The sequence below is a fragment of the Synergistales bacterium genome (assembly GCA_021736445.1).
Taxonomy (GTDB): Bacteria; Synergistota; Synergistia; order Synergistales; family Aminiphilaceae; genus JAIPGA01.
In genome coordinates this window covers 47,889-62,660 of the sequence record JAIPGA010000001.1, presented here as the reverse complement: position 1 = coordinate 62,660, position 14,772 = coordinate 47,889, and the positions used below count along the sequence as shown (strand labels likewise).

15 protein-coding genes are annotated in these 14,772 nt (G+C 59.1%); 7 read left to right on the top strand and 8 right to left on the bottom strand.

Annotated features, from left to right (window positions below):
* The first annotated feature begins 280 nt into the window (after positions 1-280).
* On the top strand, positions 281-1,222 hold the full coding sequence (locus K9L28_00270; GenBank protein MCF7934766.1) for a DMT family transporter: 942 nt from the start codon (positions 281-283) through the stop codon (positions 1,220-1,222).
* Between the two features lie 45 nt (positions 1,223-1,267).
* Here K9L28_00270 and K9L28_00265 read toward each other — a convergent pair whose 3' ends face one another.
* The 5 genes from K9L28_00265 to K9L28_00245 all read right to left on the bottom strand — a co-directional run bounded on the left by K9L28_00265 (position 1,268) and on the right by K9L28_00245 (position 5,699).
* The gene (locus K9L28_00265) at positions 1,268-2,221 is read right to left on the bottom strand and encodes a diguanylate cyclase (GenBank protein ID MCF7934765.1); all 954 of its coding nucleotides are present in this window, start codon (positions 2,219-2,221) and stop codon (positions 1,268-1,270) included.
* Positions 2,222-2,458: 237 nt separating this feature from the next.
* Complete coding sequence (locus K9L28_00260) at positions 2,459-3,310, bottom strand: D-ribose ABC transporter substrate-binding protein (GenBank protein ID MCF7934764.1); 852 nt, start codon at positions 3,308-3,310, stop codon at positions 2,459-2,461.
* Between the two features lie 76 nt (positions 3,311-3,386).
* Positions 3,387-4,310, bottom strand: coding sequence for an ABC transporter permease (locus K9L28_00255; GenBank protein ID MCF7934763.1), 924 nt, complete (start codon positions 4,308-4,310; stop codon positions 3,387-3,389).
* A gap of 49 nt (positions 4,311-4,359) precedes the next feature.
* Positions 4,360-4,749 carry a D-ribose pyranase gene (gene rbsD, locus K9L28_00250; GenBank protein ID MCF7934762.1) on the bottom strand — a complete coding sequence of 130 codons (390 nt, stop codon included), beginning with the start codon at positions 4,747-4,749 and terminating at the stop codon, positions 4,360-4,362.
* A gap of 56 nt (positions 4,750-4,805) precedes the next feature.
* Entirely contained in the window at positions 4,806-5,699 is an 894-nt protein-coding gene (locus tag K9L28_00245) for a ribokinase (protein ID MCF7934761.1), read from the bottom strand.
* Between the two features lie 268 nt (positions 5,700-5,967).
* Between K9L28_00245 and K9L28_00240 the strand changes: the two genes are divergently transcribed.
* Both K9L28_00240 and K9L28_00235 read left to right on the top strand, forming a co-directional pair.
* Positions 5,968-7,392: a sugar ABC transporter ATP-binding protein gene (locus K9L28_00240; GenBank protein ID MCF7934760.1), complete on the top strand. Its 1,425-nt coding sequence runs from the start codon at positions 5,968-5,970 to the stop codon at positions 7,390-7,392.
* On the top strand, positions 7,379-8,335 hold the full coding sequence (locus K9L28_00235) for an ABC transporter permease (protein ID MCF7934759.1): 957 nt from the start codon (positions 7,379-7,381) through the stop codon (positions 8,333-8,335). Before K9L28_00240 ends, K9L28_00235 begins: the two co-directional genes overlap by 14 nt.
* A gap of 156 nt (positions 8,336-8,491) precedes the next feature.
* Here the strand turns inward: K9L28_00235 and K9L28_00230 are convergent, their stop codons facing one another.
* Positions 8,492-9,388, bottom strand: a complete 897-nt coding sequence (locus tag K9L28_00230; GenBank protein ID MCF7934758.1) for a CHAD domain-containing protein — start codon at positions 9,386-9,388, stop codon at positions 8,492-8,494.
* Positions 9,389-9,500: 112 nt separating this feature from the next.
* On the opposite strand from K9L28_00230, the gene K9L28_00225 reads away from it, so the two are divergent.
* The 3 genes from K9L28_00225 to K9L28_00215 all read left to right on the top strand — a co-directional run bounded on the left by K9L28_00225 (position 9,501) and on the right by K9L28_00215 (position 12,494).
* Positions 9,501-10,250 carry an MBL fold metallo-hydrolase gene (locus tag K9L28_00225; protein ID MCF7934757.1) on the top strand — a complete coding sequence of 250 codons (750 nt, stop codon included), beginning with the start codon at positions 9,501-9,503 and terminating at the stop codon, positions 10,248-10,250.
* Positions 10,251-10,296: 46 nt separating this feature from the next.
* Entirely contained in the window at positions 10,297-11,139 is an 843-nt protein-coding gene (locus K9L28_00220; protein MCF7934756.1) for a chemotaxis protein, read from the top strand.
* 416 nt (positions 11,140-11,555) lie between these two features.
* Complete coding sequence (locus K9L28_00215; protein ID MCF7934755.1) at positions 11,556-12,494, top strand: DMT family transporter; 939 nt, start codon at positions 11,556-11,558, stop codon at positions 12,492-12,494.
* A gap of 84 nt (positions 12,495-12,578) precedes the next feature.
* Here the strand turns inward: K9L28_00215 and K9L28_00210 are convergent, their stop codons facing one another.
* Positions 12,579-12,818, bottom strand: a complete 240-nt coding sequence (locus K9L28_00210) for a hypothetical protein (protein ID MCF7934754.1) — start codon at positions 12,816-12,818, stop codon at positions 12,579-12,581.
* A gap of 130 nt (positions 12,819-12,948) precedes the next feature.
* Between K9L28_00210 and K9L28_00205 the strand changes: the two genes are divergently transcribed.
* The gene (locus tag K9L28_00205) at positions 12,949-13,191 is read left to right on the top strand and encodes a glutathione S-transferase N-terminal domain-containing protein (GenBank protein MCF7934753.1); all 243 of its coding nucleotides are present in this window, start codon (positions 12,949-12,951) and stop codon (positions 13,189-13,191) included.
* 108 nt (positions 13,192-13,299) lie between these two features.
* Here K9L28_00205 and K9L28_00200 read toward each other — a convergent pair whose 3' ends face one another.
* The gene (locus K9L28_00200) at positions 13,300-14,769 is read right to left on the bottom strand and encodes a C69 family dipeptidase (protein MCF7934752.1); all 1,470 of its coding nucleotides are present in this window, start codon (positions 14,767-14,769) and stop codon (positions 13,300-13,302) included.
* Between the last annotated feature and the right edge of the window lie 3 nt (positions 14,770-14,772).

Genomic DNA, 14,772 nt, shown 5'->3' with positions numbered 1-14,772 from the left:
TGCCAAGATCCCGTCACGCCAATGCCTTCACCCCGGGAGTGGTGCGGGACACCGGTATACTGCAGTCTGTCGGCCAGCCTTCTGGAAAACGAGACTGACGCACAGGACAGGCTGGGTGTCCCCGGAAGGCAGAGCAAATTACAAATGAGGAGATTTTTTGGTTCAAACCATTTCTAGCATCGCAGGGCAGTTGCTTTTCCTGTACAATGTCTCCGGCAAAGGCACTGCATGCAATGGCCACAGTGCGTGCCGTCACGCATGGTAAGGGAGGCAACACTCTTTGGACAAACATACCATAATCGGTCTTATTCTCGCACTCGCGGGGGGGTCGCTGTGGGGAACCCTCGGCCCGAGCGGGAAAGCCCTCGGCGAGCTCGGTGTTGCTATGGAAACGGTGGTCTTCTTCCGTGCTTTCATCGGATTTGTCGGTACGGCGGCCTTCTTTCTGTACACCAACCCCCGGGTCTTTCGCATATCCTTGAAGGATATCCCCTTTCTCGCCTTCTACGGCGGCATCGCAATGGCGATCACCTACGGCGGTTTCTTCATGGCATTAAACACCATCTCCGTGGCGTTGACGGAGATTGTCTTCTACACCTACCCGCTCATGGTGATCTTTGGATCGATCCTCGTTACGCTTGAACGCCCCAACCGGTATCATCTTCTGGCTGCGTTCCTCACCCTGAGCGGTGTGGCGCTGGCGGTTTCGCCGCATTTGAACGGAAGCGGCGGGGTCGGCGGTTCCTGGAGGGGGATTGCCTGGGCGTTCTCTGCGGCAGTGGGTTCGGCGCTCTACGTTCTTTTCGGACGCCGGTCGGCCCACTCGACGAGCCTGACAATGCCCTCTCTCTTTCTCTACGGCCTGCTGTTCGGCACCATCTCTCTCGGAATCGGGAAGACCCTGAGCATGGGATGGCAGGATGTCATGACGGGTTTTTCGGCACCCCAGTGGGGGTGGCTCCTGTTTACGTGCCTTGTGGGGTCGCTGCTCGGCTATGCGCTCTTCTTTCTTGGGCTCCACCGTATCTCGGCCTCATCGGCCGGTGTCGTGGGGACAGTGGAGGTGGTTGTCGCTGTCGTCCTTGCGGCAGTGCTGCAGGGCACTGCCCCGGTTCCCAGCGAGTGTGCGGGGGCGGCGCTGATCATCGGCTCTATTTTGATTGTTTCACTCAAAGGGGAAAAAAGGGTTGGAATCCAGGAGGAAGGCACATTGCCGGGATAGCATCCCCACCGAAAGGGGTCTATCCAGGCAGGGATGTCTGTTCCGTCACGAGCTGTCGGCACCGTTTTCTTCGGGATCGATCAGCTCCGAGGAGCCCTCGATGCGGTTACGGCCTCCCCGTTTCGCCCTGTAGAGATAGCGATCAGCCGAACCGAGCAGCGTATCGGCGTCCACATCCTCTGTGCACACAGTGCTGATATAACCCACACTCACCGACATCGAAAGACTGATGCAATCGGCCAGAAATGCATGTTTCGACACGTTATCACGAAGACGGGAACAGATTTTCCGTGTTTCCTTTTCAGTGGCCGTGGGGAAGATGGCCAAAAACTCGTCGCCTCCAAAGCGACCGAGTATGTCGTAGCTGCGTATGGATTGGCGGAAGAGCTGCGAGATCTCACAGAGGAAGTCATCCCCTCTCTGATGACCATACCTGTCGTTTACCGCCTTGAAATTATCCAGGTCTATCCACGCCAAGCCAAGAGGGCTCTGTTGACGAATGGCCCGGTCACGCTCCTCGTTCAAACGCTCCATGATGGCCCGTCGGTTCAACAACCCCGTCAAGGCGTCCCTGGCCGCAAGATATTTGAGTTTTTCCCGCGAGTCGAGAAGTTCCCTCTGGAGCTTCACCGTTCGGGTGCCCACCTGCAGTCGTATCTTGAGCTCACCGGGCTCGTAGGGCTTCAGAATGTAGTCGTCGGCCCCGGCTCCTATACCGGTCACCACGTCCTCCCTCGTCCCCTGGCCGGTTACGATGATGATATAGGGATGGACCTGATCCGCCCTCTCGGAAGCCCTGACCCGCCTGCATACCTCAAGGCCGTCTATCCCGGGCATCACCCAATCGAGTATCGCAATGGGCGGAGCAGACGGGGAGGACATCACCTCCCACGCTTCCTCTCCATCAACGGCGGAGGCAATCTCGTACCCCTCCTTGCGGAGAAGGCGTTCCAGCATCAGTCGGGAGATCGCCTCGTCTTCGGCAATGAGCACCTGCATTGTCCCACCTCGATTTTCTCTCCGGAATTCTACGGGAAGCCACGGACATTATACTGCATGTGCCGTACCCTGGGCGGCACATTGCATGCCGCAGCGTGACCAAGAAGGAAGACGTGATCACACCCGGGTCCAAACACTTTCGTACAGTGTACCACGACGGGCGTGGAACTCAGAATGACGACGGCCGAGGGAGGGACCTCAGGAAGGTCCCTCCCTCGGACCGCTGTGTGCCCACCGTTACTGGGTGATCAACTTCAGAGGAACGGGTATATTCCCTGGGATATCCTGTCCTTTGAGATACTTCACGGCATTGTCGACACCCATGGAGCCCATCTTCGCAGGTTGCTGTGCCACAGTGGCGGCCAGCTTCCCCGCCTCGACCGCCTCAACCGCATCATCGACGGCATCGAAGCCGACAAAGACGATCCCCTCTCTTCCCGCCGCTTCGGCGGCGGCGATGGCGCCAAGCACCATTTCGTCGTTGTGGGCGAAAACACCATCGATCTCCGGCTGGGCCTGAAGGATATTTTCGAAGACCGTCATTCCCTTGTCGCGGTTGAAGTCACCCGCCTGGGAGGCCACGAGCTCGATGTCGGGATACTGGTCCATGGCGTCGTGAAACCCTTTACCGCGGTCCCGTGCCGCCGAGGTGCCCGGAATGCCGACCAGCTCCACCACCTTGCCGCTTCCGCCGATCTGCTCGGCCAGGTACTTTCCGGCCATCTTTCCGCCGGCACCGTTGTCGCTGGCGATGTGGCAGACCACCTTGCCGCCTTCGGCGCCCCGGTCAATCGTAAAGACAGGGATGCCGGCTCTGTTGGCCTTGAGGATAGAGGGCACCACAGCGTTTGCATCGGTGGGATTCACCAGGATTGCATCGACGTCCTTCTGGATCAGATCCTCCATGGCCGAGGCCATCTTGGCCGAGTCGTCCTGAGCATCGTATACCACAAGCTCTGCATCATGCCCCTCGGACGCCTGTACCGCTCCTTCCTTGAGCGTAACGAAAAAGGGATTGTTCAGCGTGGAAACCACCAACCCCAATGTCTGTGACGCTTCGACCAGAATCGGTGCCGCAACAAGCGCCACAGCTGTCACAACCGCAAGTAACAACCCTTTCCATTTCACGGCATAACACCTCCATGTATGGTTTCCCCTACTGTATTCAGTAGGGGGAGTTCCCCGCCGGGCTTCCTCCGAGGCGTCCGTAGGCGATCAGGGCCAGTGCGATCACCATCCCCCTGACCACCTGCTCATAAAAGGGGTTGATATTCAAAATATTGATTCCGTTCGAGACAATACCCATGATCAGGACTCCCATCACCGTACCGAGAAGCGTACCCTTCCCCCCGGAAAACTGGGTTCCTCCCAGGACAACCGCGGCAATGGCTCCGAATTCGTAGCCTGCTCCTGCTGTCGGCTGTGCCGCGTCAAGACGTCCCAGCAGGACAAGACCGGCCAGAGCCGAGAGCATGCCGCTAAGCGCAAACACCGAGGTTGTGTACAGGGGGACGTTCATCCCCGTTCCCCATGCGGCAACGGGATTGGAACCTATCGACCGGATCTGTTCACCCCACAGAGAGTGCTCGAGCAGGATATGCAGCACGGCGTACACACACAGGAAAACCACGATAGGGACCGGAATCGCCGCGATCCATCCGGTACCGAGAACCCGGAAGGAAGCGGGGAAACCGCTGATCGGCGCTCCTCCCGTATACAATAAAGCGGCGCCCCGGGCGGTCCCCATCATTCCAAGCGTTACGATAAAAGGGGGGACGCCAAGCCAGGCGACGACGCCTCCGCTGATTCCCCCGCAGATCGCACCGACAGCCAGCGCAAGGAACCACCCCCCTATCCAGGGGACACCGGCCTGAACGGCCGAAGCGGCGATGAGCGAAGAGAGAGCAAGCGTACTCCCAACGGAGAGATCGATTCCACGCACGAGGATCACGCAGGTCATCCCCAGCGCGACCACTCCGATGATCGAGGATTGCCGCAGGATGTTGATCAGGTTCTCCCCGGTGAGGAAACGGGGCTCAAGAACCGTGAGCAGTCCACAGAGCCCCATGATGACGGTTACCAGGATCACATAGGCACGCGGCAGGCCAGCGTGCCTTCTGTCTTTTGCTCCAGCCATCTCAGAAAGAGACCCCTGACTGCAAGACGATGTTGGAATAGGGGGTGCATTCGCCGGTCCGCACCACAAAACGAAGGGAACCGAGCATCCCTTTCAGTTCTTCATGGGGAACCACCGACACCGCACATGAGGCGGCGAGCTTTCCACGTATCATCTCATCCGTTCCGAAGGGGGCTTCCTCCGCCCAGAAGGCCTTTTCGACAACCGTGCTGGAAAGCAGCACATCCAGCACATCAAAGAAGGGAGGGCGCCCATGTGCGTACCCCAGATCGACCCTATAAACGCCTAAAGGAACAGGCATCCCCGCATCGACAATCGCGAATCCGTCTCCGTGGCCAAGGGAAGCGATCTGATAGCTCAACGCCGGATGGAGTACCCCGTCTCGTTTCATCCAAACCCTCCCGGATAAAAGTCTAGCGCAGAAACAGTGTAACGACAAGCCATTCTCTATCCCCTTTTTGTGGTTCTCCCTTTTTGTTTTCCGAGGAATGCCTCAATTTGTGCACGGCCGGGGAGGCTGGGCTGCGCCCCGAAGCGCCGGCAGGTCAGGGCCCCCGCAGCCTGGGCATACCGGATAGCATCGTCATGGGCCGCTCCTTCTGCAATCGACACGGCGAGGGCAGCGGAAAAGGCATCGCCTGCAGCGGTGGAATCGACAGGATCGATATGGAATGCCTGGAAATGACGAAGGGTTTCCCCACTGCAATAGAGCGCTCCATCAGCCCCGAGGGTTACGATAACGGTTCCCGCCCCCTTTTGCCGCAGCGTGCGCGCACCCCTCTCGGGGTCGTCGAAACCGGTATACGTTGCAAGTTCAAGCCTGTTGGGAACAGCTATGGAGACGAAACGCCAGATCTCGTCCGGCAGTCTTTCGGCTGGAGCCGGGTCGAAAAGGGTGGGCACACCCGTTTCCCTGGCAACACGCAAGGCCTCAACCACGGTGGGAACAGGGAGCTCAAGCTGGGTCAGCATGACATCCGTCCTGCTGATGGATGCCCTGCACCTTCTGGCATCCGCCTCGGTCACCGTTCCGTTGGCGCCGGGAGCAACAAGGATAGCATTCTCCCCCCCGGGAAGGAGGCTGATGCAGGCCACCCCGGTGGCGGTGTCTTCCCGCTGCAGTAAGGCGCTGCAGTCGATGCCTTCGGCTGTTAGAGCAGCCTGCATGGCATGACCAAATCGGTCGTCGCCAACCGCACCTATCAGCGAGGTCTGTGCACCCATCCGGGCTGTTCCCACGGCTTGATTGGCTCCCTTGCCGCCGCCGGCTGTCCGGAACACGCCTCCTGTGAGTGTTTCACCAGGCTGAGGCAGACGTTCCGCTTCGATTATCAAATCCATATTCACCGAACCTACTACAGCTGTTCGTACCACAGGGGTCGCCTCCAGACAGCAAGATAGGGAACCCATCGCTTCCCCGGGCTGAGACGGGCCGCACAGGCTTTGTTTCCACCTGAAAGGCAGGGTATACTACACAGGTACGTTAAAGTATGCCACGTTTCGCCCCAAGTTCAAATAGGTGGTGAAGGATTTGGACACACTTCTGGATGTCCGGGGGATACACAAATCATTCCCAGGTGTTCACGCCCTCAAGGGGGTAGGCTTCTCTGTGCAGGAAGGGGAGGTCCACGCTCTTGTGGGAGAAAACGGTGCCGGGAAATCAACGCTCATCAAGATCCTGTCGGGGGTCCACGCACCGGACGAGGGCGAGCTCCGCTTTATGGGAGAACATATCAGCTGGCACGCACCCCGGGAAGCCCAGAATGCGGGGATCGCCGTCATCCATCAGGAGCTCAGCCTCGCCCCCCATCTCTCGGTGGCGGAAAACATATTCCTCGGCCACGAACCCACACGGGGGCCCTTCCTCCAGCGGAAAGCAATGCGTGCCGAAGCGAAGCGCATCCTTGAGAGTCTGCACACATCGATTGACGTGGAGCGACAGGTAGCGACGCTGACCACCGGCGAACAGCAGTTGGTGGAAATAGCGAAGTCCCTTGCCCGCGACGTCAGGGTGCTGGCCATGGATGAACCGACCTCGAGTCTCTCCACAGGGGAAACGGAGGTCCTCTTTCGGCTGATCGAAGATCTGCGTGATCACGGGGTGGGCGTCATCTATATCTCCCATCGGCTTGAGGAGGTGTTCCGGGTGGCCGATACGGTGAGCATCCTGCGGGATGGCGCCTTTGTCGGCGGCGGACCCCTTCGGGAATTCGATCGGAAACGTATTGTACGTCTCATGGTTGGCCGGAACGTGGACACCATCTTTCCCCGGGAAGCCCCGCCTCCGGGTCCGGTGGCTCTCAAGGTCAGCGGTCTCAGCCGGGAGGGGGCGCTCCACGACGTCTCCTTCCAGGTCAGGACGGGCGAGATCCTCGGCCTGTCGGGCCTGGTCGGCAGCGGGAGGAGCGAAACGGCCCGCTGTCTCTTCGGTCTGGATCCCTTTCAGGAGGGCCGTATCTCCGTACAGGGCCGGCAGGTAGCCATCCGCAAACCCGCCGACGCCCTCCATCACGGTCTGGTCCTCATCCCCGAAGACCGAAAACGTCAGGGGCTCTTCCTGAACCGGGCCGTGGACACCAACATCACGCTCCTCCAGCTCATCGAACGCCGTTTCGGCGGTTTTTTCATCAATCGATCCGCGCAACGACAAGAAGCGGAGCAATTGGCGGACAGGCTCAATGTGCGGTATGCCGACCTATCCCAGGAGATCTCCAGTCTCTCCGGAGGCAATCAGCAAAAGGTGGTGATCGCCAAGGGACTGAGTGTGACGCCGACCATACTGATTCTCGACGAACCGACCAGAGGCATCGATATCGGGGCGAAAGCGGAGATCCACGAGTTGATGAACCGATTGACCCATCGGGGCATGGCGATCATCATGATCTCCTCGGAGCTTCCCGAAATCCTGGGGATGAGCGACAGGATCGTTGTCATGCGGCAGGGCACTGTCGCCGGCGAGTTCGCCGGCGAGGAAACCGCAGGCGAGTCTGTCATGTGGGTGGCGGCAGGGGGTGAAACCAATGCGGGGGACTAAGTGGCAACGCTACGGCAGCTTCTTCGTCCTCGGTGCGTTGCTGGCCCTCCTCGGGGCAAGCTATCCCAGGGTGCTGGAACCGTCGAACATCACCAATGTCATCGGCCAGTCCGCTGTGATCGGGGTCTGCGCGGTGGGGATGACATTCGTCATCCTCACCGCCGGTATCGACCTTTCCGTGGGCAGTGTCGTTGCCCTTGCCGGGGCGGTGGGCGCATGGCTGAACGTCCATGCGGGCCTCCCGTGGCCCGTTGCCTGGGGGATCGCCATCCTCGCCGGCGCCTCCTGCGGGGCCGTTTCGGGACTGCTGGTTCAGTGGGGCAATGTCCCCCCCTTTATGGCGACACTGGCCATGATGGCGGCAGCCCGCGGCCTGACGCTTCTGCTGACTGAGGGGTATCCGATTTCAGGCACTTCGGAGGCTTTCAACGCCCCGGGGTGGGAGAGTCTCTTCGGGTTCCCTGTTGCGGGGGCCATCATGCTGATCCTTGTTCTGGGAGGATGGATGCTCCTCCGGCTGACCCCCTTCGGCACAGGGGTCTATGCGGTGGGTGACAACAGGGAAACGGCGCACCTCGCCGGGATACCAACCGGCCGTATCACCGTGGCTGTCTACGCGATCAGCGGGGCCACGGCGGGCCTGGCGGGTCTGCTGATGGTGGGCAGGCTGTGGAGCGCCCAGCCCAGTATCGGAATGGGCCTCGAACTGGATGTCATCGCTGCGGTTGTCCTCGGCGGGACAAGCCTCTTCGGGGGCCTCGGAACGGTGCAGGGAACGCTGACCGGTGTTCTGATCATGGGTTTTCTCGACAACGGGCTCCGTCTGCTGGAGATCTCCAGCTATCTCCAGCAGATGGTCAAGGGGACGGTCTTTGTGGGAGCCGTTATCCTTGACATGTATTTCAAGGGAGCCTACAGAAAGGGAAGAAGCCGGGATCTATAGAGATACCTCATTGTGGTCACCGCTTGCCGCCAGGGGGTTGCAGAACTCAGTCAGGGCAAGGATGGGGGCAGGCCATACTTCATGGTCTTGTGCTTCTTGCCGGACCGTCATGCGCGGGTAAGGCAATGGGAACGGCAATCCCCTTCCGGAGTGCCCTCACGTCTTCTCGGCGATCCTCCAGTAGGCATGGAAGCGCGTGCTGAGACTGCTCTTTTTCTCGGCATAGACCCGTGCCCCGCTAAGGTGTGCCCGCGACCGGAGATCTGTCTGGCGCTTCCTGATGAGATTCTCCAGCATCTCTGTGAAGGTGAAGCTGGAAGAATCCGCCGGCTGGGCAGCCAGGAGTCTGTGGAGATCGGCGAGATCGTGTTCTTCGCCGAGAAGGTCGGAGAGCACCTTGGTCCCTTTGGCATGGCCTTTCATCATCTCCGGCCACAGCGGTTCGAGCAGCTGCAGATGGTACCAGTGGTATTTCACGCTCTTCCGCCACTCGTGGTACGCCGTGGCGGTCCCCTCGGTCTCCGCCGTTTTCCTGCGCGACTGCCCCTGCCGGTAGATCCGGATCAGTCCCGGAGCGAGGGCCTCGAACCCACTGCGCCGGATCTCCAGACTGTCCAGGTTTCCCTTTTCGGAGGTCAGACAGTGCCGGGCGCGCCCGGCGGCACGCTCCATCTCCCCCGTGTCCAGGGCATACCGGTTTTTCCGTTCCTCCAGGAATCCGCGGAGTTCACGGAGCAGGGTCTCCTCTTCCGGGAAGACCTTCCGAAGTGTGTCGGCGCACTCCAGCAGGGCCCCTGTCTGCCGGAATCCAGCCAGTTCCCGTCCGATGTCCCGGAACAGGGTGTTCAGATATCCGTACCAGGCGGGGATCTCCTGACGGACCAGGCGCAGCACCGCCCTGCACTTCTTGAAACGCTTTCGGGCTTCGTGGATACCCTCCAGCAGCGCCTCGTTCTGCTGATCAAGATCAGAGACAGCCTTGTCCGTCTCTGAACGCAGGATACGTCGTGTCTCCTGTTCGACCGCTCTGCACGGATGAATTCGATAGGGCATCAGGACCATTCCTTCCTGTAGACTCCCTGTTGGAGCATTGCAATTTCATTGAAGTATGTACATAATGGGCCATACGGAACAGACCAAGCAGAACCAGAGAGGGGCTGGTACCATGTCTATCTCGGAGGCGCAGAAACTCTATTCCGATGGCAAACACCAATTCTTCCTGCTCGGATGGGAAGAACAGGAAGAGACCGCGGCCGTTCAGACAAACCAATACATCATCGCCCAGAATAATACCACGATGCTTCTTGATCCGGGCGGCGCCCATGTCTTCCCCCGGGTGCTGGCCAACGTGGCCGAACTCTTCCCCATCAAGAGCGTACAACATATCTTCTATTCCCACCAGGATCCGGATGTCTCCTCGGGCATCACCCTCTGGCTTTCCATGGCCGAGTCGGCCACAGTCCATATCTCCGGTCTCTGGACACGCTTTCTCCCGCATTTCGGTGTCTACGACCAGAAACGAATCAAACCGATCCCCGACAAGGGCGGAACCATCGACATGGGAGGTGCCCGGCTCCAGTGCATCCCGGCTCACTACCTCCACTCCACAGGACAGTTCTCGCTCTACGACCCTGTTTCCAGGATCCTCTTTTCCGGGGACATCGGTGCAGCGGTCTTCCCGGAAGGGCAACGCTATCAGATAGTTCGGGATTTCTCCAGGCATCTCCAGTTCATGGAGGGATTCCACAAACGCTACATGGCTTCATCGAAGGCCTGCCAGGCCTGGGTACGTCATGTCCGTCAGCTTGATGTCGAGATGATCGCACCCCAGCACGGGGCGGTCATGCAGGGAGAGCATGTCGCCGCCTTTCTCAACTGGTTCGATAATCTCAAATGCGGCATTGATCTGATGTAGATAACCGATATGCACATGCAGCACTACCCACCGTGGAGGTGATGCTATGACCTATATTTCCGACGACATACTCCACAAGCTCTCAGCGTCCTACTATGCCAACAATCTGCTGAACTCCTTTATGGCTCAGCTGGACACGATCCTCGTGCGACGGGTGCAGGGGAGCCAATCCCAGATCCGCGAGGTTGCCGAAAACTTCTCGGAACTCAGCGAAGCCTTTTCCAAGCTGCTTCAGAATTTCGAAGAAAACAGACAGCAGAGCCAGAACAACATCGCCCGGATCAGCGAGATGAACGCCAACCTTTCATCGGAGCTGGAGCGTTCGGGCACCGATCTCGACGGCATCAGCGATACCGTCAATCAGACCATCGAGAACACCTATTCGACGCTGGAGTCTTTCTCCGAGGTCGAAGAAATGTCGCGGGGGATCCAGAAGATCGCCCGCCAGACCAACATGCTGGCCATCAACGCTGCGATCGAGGCGGCCCATGCCGGAGAAGCGGGAAAGGGGTTCGCCGTTGTCGCCTCGGATGTCCAGAAGCTCTCCGAGGAAGCAGGTACCGCCACCGCTTCGGTAACCCAGAAGGTGGAAGAGCTCTCCAGGGCGGTCCACCAGTCGATGAACGACATCCGGCAAATCGGTGAGATGTTTGAGATGATCCGTTCTTCCCTCTCTCAGTTTATGGACTTTTTAGCTGAGAACAGGACATATTTGCAGGAAATGGATGAGATGATGGGTGATGCAGGCAAGGAGGTCCAGCAGGGCAACAACCGGATCGCCGACGCCAGTTCCGTCCTGCAGTCCACATCGCAGCAGTTTGATGCACTCACCGCAACCATCACCGCCATTGTCTCCGCACAGAAGAATCTCAAGGAGCTCGAGCTTTAGAGGAAAGAACTTACTGCAAACAACCCTCTGTGCAGGCGCTCTGCGGGAGGCTCCGTTACGTTTGTAACGGAGCCTCCCATTATATGTTATACCAGTAACGACTTTTACGTTTTTTCGGATAGAAAGAAAATCGGGCCAATCTATAGTATTTCGGACTTGACAGGGGATAATAGGGGGCCTAGAATCGCTGAGGCCAGATAAACTCTGCCAATTGCACCTCAGCTCGAACTGTCTCAGAAGGAGGGAGTCCATGGGTACCACCGATGTACCGCAACAACCTGCTCTACAGCTGCTTTGTTCCACATCCATAGGTGCACCCTGGACCCCTCGGGTGGTTTGCTAATGCTCCACTGAGCATGCCGGGCACTCTTTTCCAGGGGTTCAGGTACCACTACCACTGGAAAGGAGGGTGTCCCATGTCCGGACACAAGGTTCTCGCTGCTGACATGTGGCTCTTTGTGGCTTCCTTCTGCTGGGGCTTCGGCTATGTGGCAAGCAAGGATGCCCTGGCTGTCTTCCCGGCGCTCTGGCTGAATGCGCTGAAATTCAGTGCCGCATTCCTGATTCTTGCCGTTTGCTTTCGAAAACGGCTGCGTGGGACCACTAAATCGGAGATCGCCGCTGCTATGGCGGTGGGCCTCGTTCTGTTCGGAGCGTTCACCACACAGGTTTTTGGCTTGGAGTCCACCGCTGCCGGCAAGCAGGCGTTCATCATCGCCTCCTATGTGGTCTTTGTCCCCATGCTGCAATGGCTCGTCACCCGGGTCTTCCCCGGAATCCGCATTGTGACCGCATCGGCATTCTGTCTGACCGGGGTGGCGCTGCTTTCGCTCCAGGGGCAGTTTGCTCTGGGATCGGGGGATGCGCTGAGCATTGCCGCCGCCCTGCTGTTTGCGCTCCATATGCTGCTGGTGGGGGTCTTCAGCAAACGGCACGATGCTGTCCGGCTTGCGGTCTTTCAGATCGGCATCACCGGCGGCTTGAGCCTCATGATGACACCGTTTTCCGCACCGCTGCCGGATCATATCTCTATGAATGCACTGTGGAACCTCGCCTATCTGACTGTCTTCGCAACAGCGTTCACCGTGCTGGTCCAGAATCTGGCCCAACGGTACACCCCTTCCACACATGCGTCACTGATACTGAGCACGGAATCGCTTTTTGGAGCCCTGGGGGGCATACTCCTCCTCGGCGAGGCGGTGAGCCTCTACCTGATCCAGGGAGGCGCACTGATCCTCCTGGGGGTCATGATCGCCAGGGTGCCGTTCCCTGCGGCGACCCGCCTCAGGGATATCCGGAGTGTTCTGTTCAGGAGGGCCATTGGATTCTTCCCCAGGACCTCTCCAAAGGTCTGACACAACAAGAGGAAGGCGAAGAGACAACCCTTGTCTCCCCGCCTTCCTCTGCACCTTGCAATTCTCTTTCCTTTGCAATGCTCCCTACGCCCTGCCCCCGGCTGCCGTCACCCCTGCATCGTGGGCCATCTGCTCGACAGTACGGAATTCCACATCCTGTGGATCCTCCGGGGGGCCACGGAAGGTCACCGTTCCGGCGATGGTTGGGGGGTCTCCCTTTTCGGAATTCCCCGGCTGGATGCACAACAGGACGGTATATCCGCTCTCGTTCAGGGCCTCTCTGATCTTCTCGAACTGTTGATAGACAAGGTTCTTATCCTCCAAGGCAGCCCACCTCCATTCAGAGTTTCGGTATCGCCTGTCTTTTCATTAACAAGTACACTTGCGCTCCAGGTGCATCTGTGTCATAATCTCCGCAGATACCCCTCATAGGTATAAGAAAGGATGATGACGCATGTCGGTAAAAGTTTACTCCACGAGTAGCTGCCCCTGGTGTGACAAGGCAAAGGGATATCTCCAGCAGCAGGGTGTGGATTTCGAAGCCATCGACGTCGGTGCGGACAGGGCAGCCGCTATGGAAATGGTTCGCAAAACCCAGCAAATGGGGGTGCCTGTCGTCGAAATCGGAGAGAACTTCATTGTCGGTTTCGATAAGCCGGCTATCGATAAAGCACTGCAGGAGCAGGGGCTGCTCTAACCGCACACAACCCGCCGTACTGTCCTCACAGGGAAACGCCAGACGCCCCGGCCCTTCGTACAGGAGGCCGGGGCGTCACAGTTGCCGGAGAATTCCCTGACAGGCAGGCTACCGGCAGAGTTTCGGGTCGTAGTCCTTCTCGCCGGCTTTGGTCAACAGCGTGACCAGTTGCCTTCCGTACGCCCTTGCCTGTTCGACGGCAGCGATGGCGGTGTTGCTGGAATAGTCGTCCACCAATTGCTGGGCCTGCCGGCCCTTCCCGTCGGCGAGCATGGAAGCGATCATCTCGTCCACGTAGGGCTGGCGGGAGAGCAGCCCCTCTTCGTAGCTCCGCCACAGCTCCTGCAACTGGCTTCCCAGCCGCTGTTCATCGGTCTTCGCCAGCGCCGCTACGCTTCTGAAGATCCACCATGCCGAGTTGGGGCTGTACTGGTCGTTGCCGCGCCGGAAGAGTTCCGGGGTTTCGGTGATGCTCCCGTAGAAAGGAAGATAGACACTGTACGGGGCCGTGCCGAAACACTGCCAGATCAGAGGGGAAATCAGTTCGGGGAGATCCGGCCGCAGCTGGATGATATGGCTTTCCAGCGTCCCGTGGTAGCCGATGGGGCGCTCCGCCTTGCCCTCCAGCACGGTGCCGGAATAGTCGGCGCGCAGCACATCCATGACATCACGCGGTTTGATCGGTTCGTCCGGGGTCATGTAGAGGGGGAACCGCTCGGATTCCGGATTCTGTTGGACAGAGGGGGTCAGCAGCTTCTGGCCAAGCCAGATGCGGTAGGTATTGTAGGGATCACCCATCACTCCATAGGTTCCGGCGAAGTCGAAGTCATCCCGAGTGGAGCCCTCTGCCAGAAACCCCTCTTCCTTTGCCAGCGAGAAGACCTTCCCGGAGGCCATCACGTTGTCGCTGTCGGTGAGGTCCACATGCTTGAGACGGAAGGCGTTGGCAGCCACCACACACCGGTCGTCGGGCACTCGCACCGCCACCCACTGATGGCCGGAACCGATCTCCATCTGCCAGATTTCCTGTTTGTCGGCGATGGCAAGCCCATTGCCGGCCATGGCCCCGTATTTCTCAACGAAGGTCCCCAGCAGTTCCACACCTTCCCGTGCCGTATCGGCTCTGGGAAGGATGAGTGAGGGAATGACCGCTTCCTCGATTCCCGCGTTCTCGATAAAGGGATCGGCAGCCTGAACGGCTTCATTGGACTCCGCACTCAGGGTGGCGCTCACCGCGACCCCCTTTTCGTTGACGCCCGCTTCCTCAAAGGGCCCCCAGGAGGGATCCCAGTCCGGGACGGCTGTGTACCTGTAGCCAACAGACGGCCAGGGAACAGCGAGCCCCGTCACGAACTCCTGCATTGCACCCGCTTTGTGCTCCTCCCGCGGACGGACCACCATGTGCTTGGGCCAGTTTGCCGAACCGTAGTCCTCGTTACGGGCGATCAACACAGACCCGTCAGCCGTGACATCCGATCCGGCGTAGACCGCGGTACAGGCCGCCGCGCCTCCGGCTACCCCTGTGACCACGAAAACAGCGATTACCAATGCCAGGACACACCGCAGTTCTCTACCCACTAC

Bases quoted from the DNA above. Each gene is read 5' to 3' on its own strand.
- K9L28_00265 (MCF7934765.1), bottom strand. From the start codon at position 2,221: ATGCAGGTGCTCATTGCCGAAGACGAGGCGATCTCCCGACTGATGCTG.
- rbsD (MCF7934762.1), bottom strand. From the start codon at position 4,749: ATGAAACGAGACGGGGTACTCCATCCGGCGTTGAGCTATCAGATCGCT.
- K9L28_00245 (MCF7934761.1), bottom strand. From the start codon at position 5,699: ATGGATTTGATAATCGAAGCGGAACGTCTGCCTCAGCCTGGTGAAACA.
- K9L28_00235 (MCF7934759.1), top strand. From the start codon at position 7,379: ATGCGGGGGACTAAGTGGCAACGCTACGGCAGCTTCTTCGTCCTCGGT.
- K9L28_00230 (MCF7934758.1), bottom strand. From the start codon at position 9,388: ATGCCCTATCGAATTCATCCGTGCAGAGCGGTCGAACAGGAGACACGA.
- K9L28_00225 (MCF7934757.1), top strand. From the start codon at position 9,501: ATGTCTATCTCGGAGGCGCAGAAACTCTATTCCGATGGCAAACACCAA.
- K9L28_00220 (MCF7934756.1), top strand. From the start codon at position 10,297: ATGACCTATATTTCCGACGACATACTCCACAAGCTCTCAGCGTCCTAC.
- K9L28_00215 (MCF7934755.1), top strand. From the start codon at position 11,556: ATGTCCGGACACAAGGTTCTCGCTGCTGACATGTGGCTCTTTGTGGCT.
- K9L28_00205 (MCF7934753.1), top strand. From the start codon at position 12,949: ATGTCGGTAAAAGTTTACTCCACGAGTAGCTGCCCCTGGTGTGACAAG.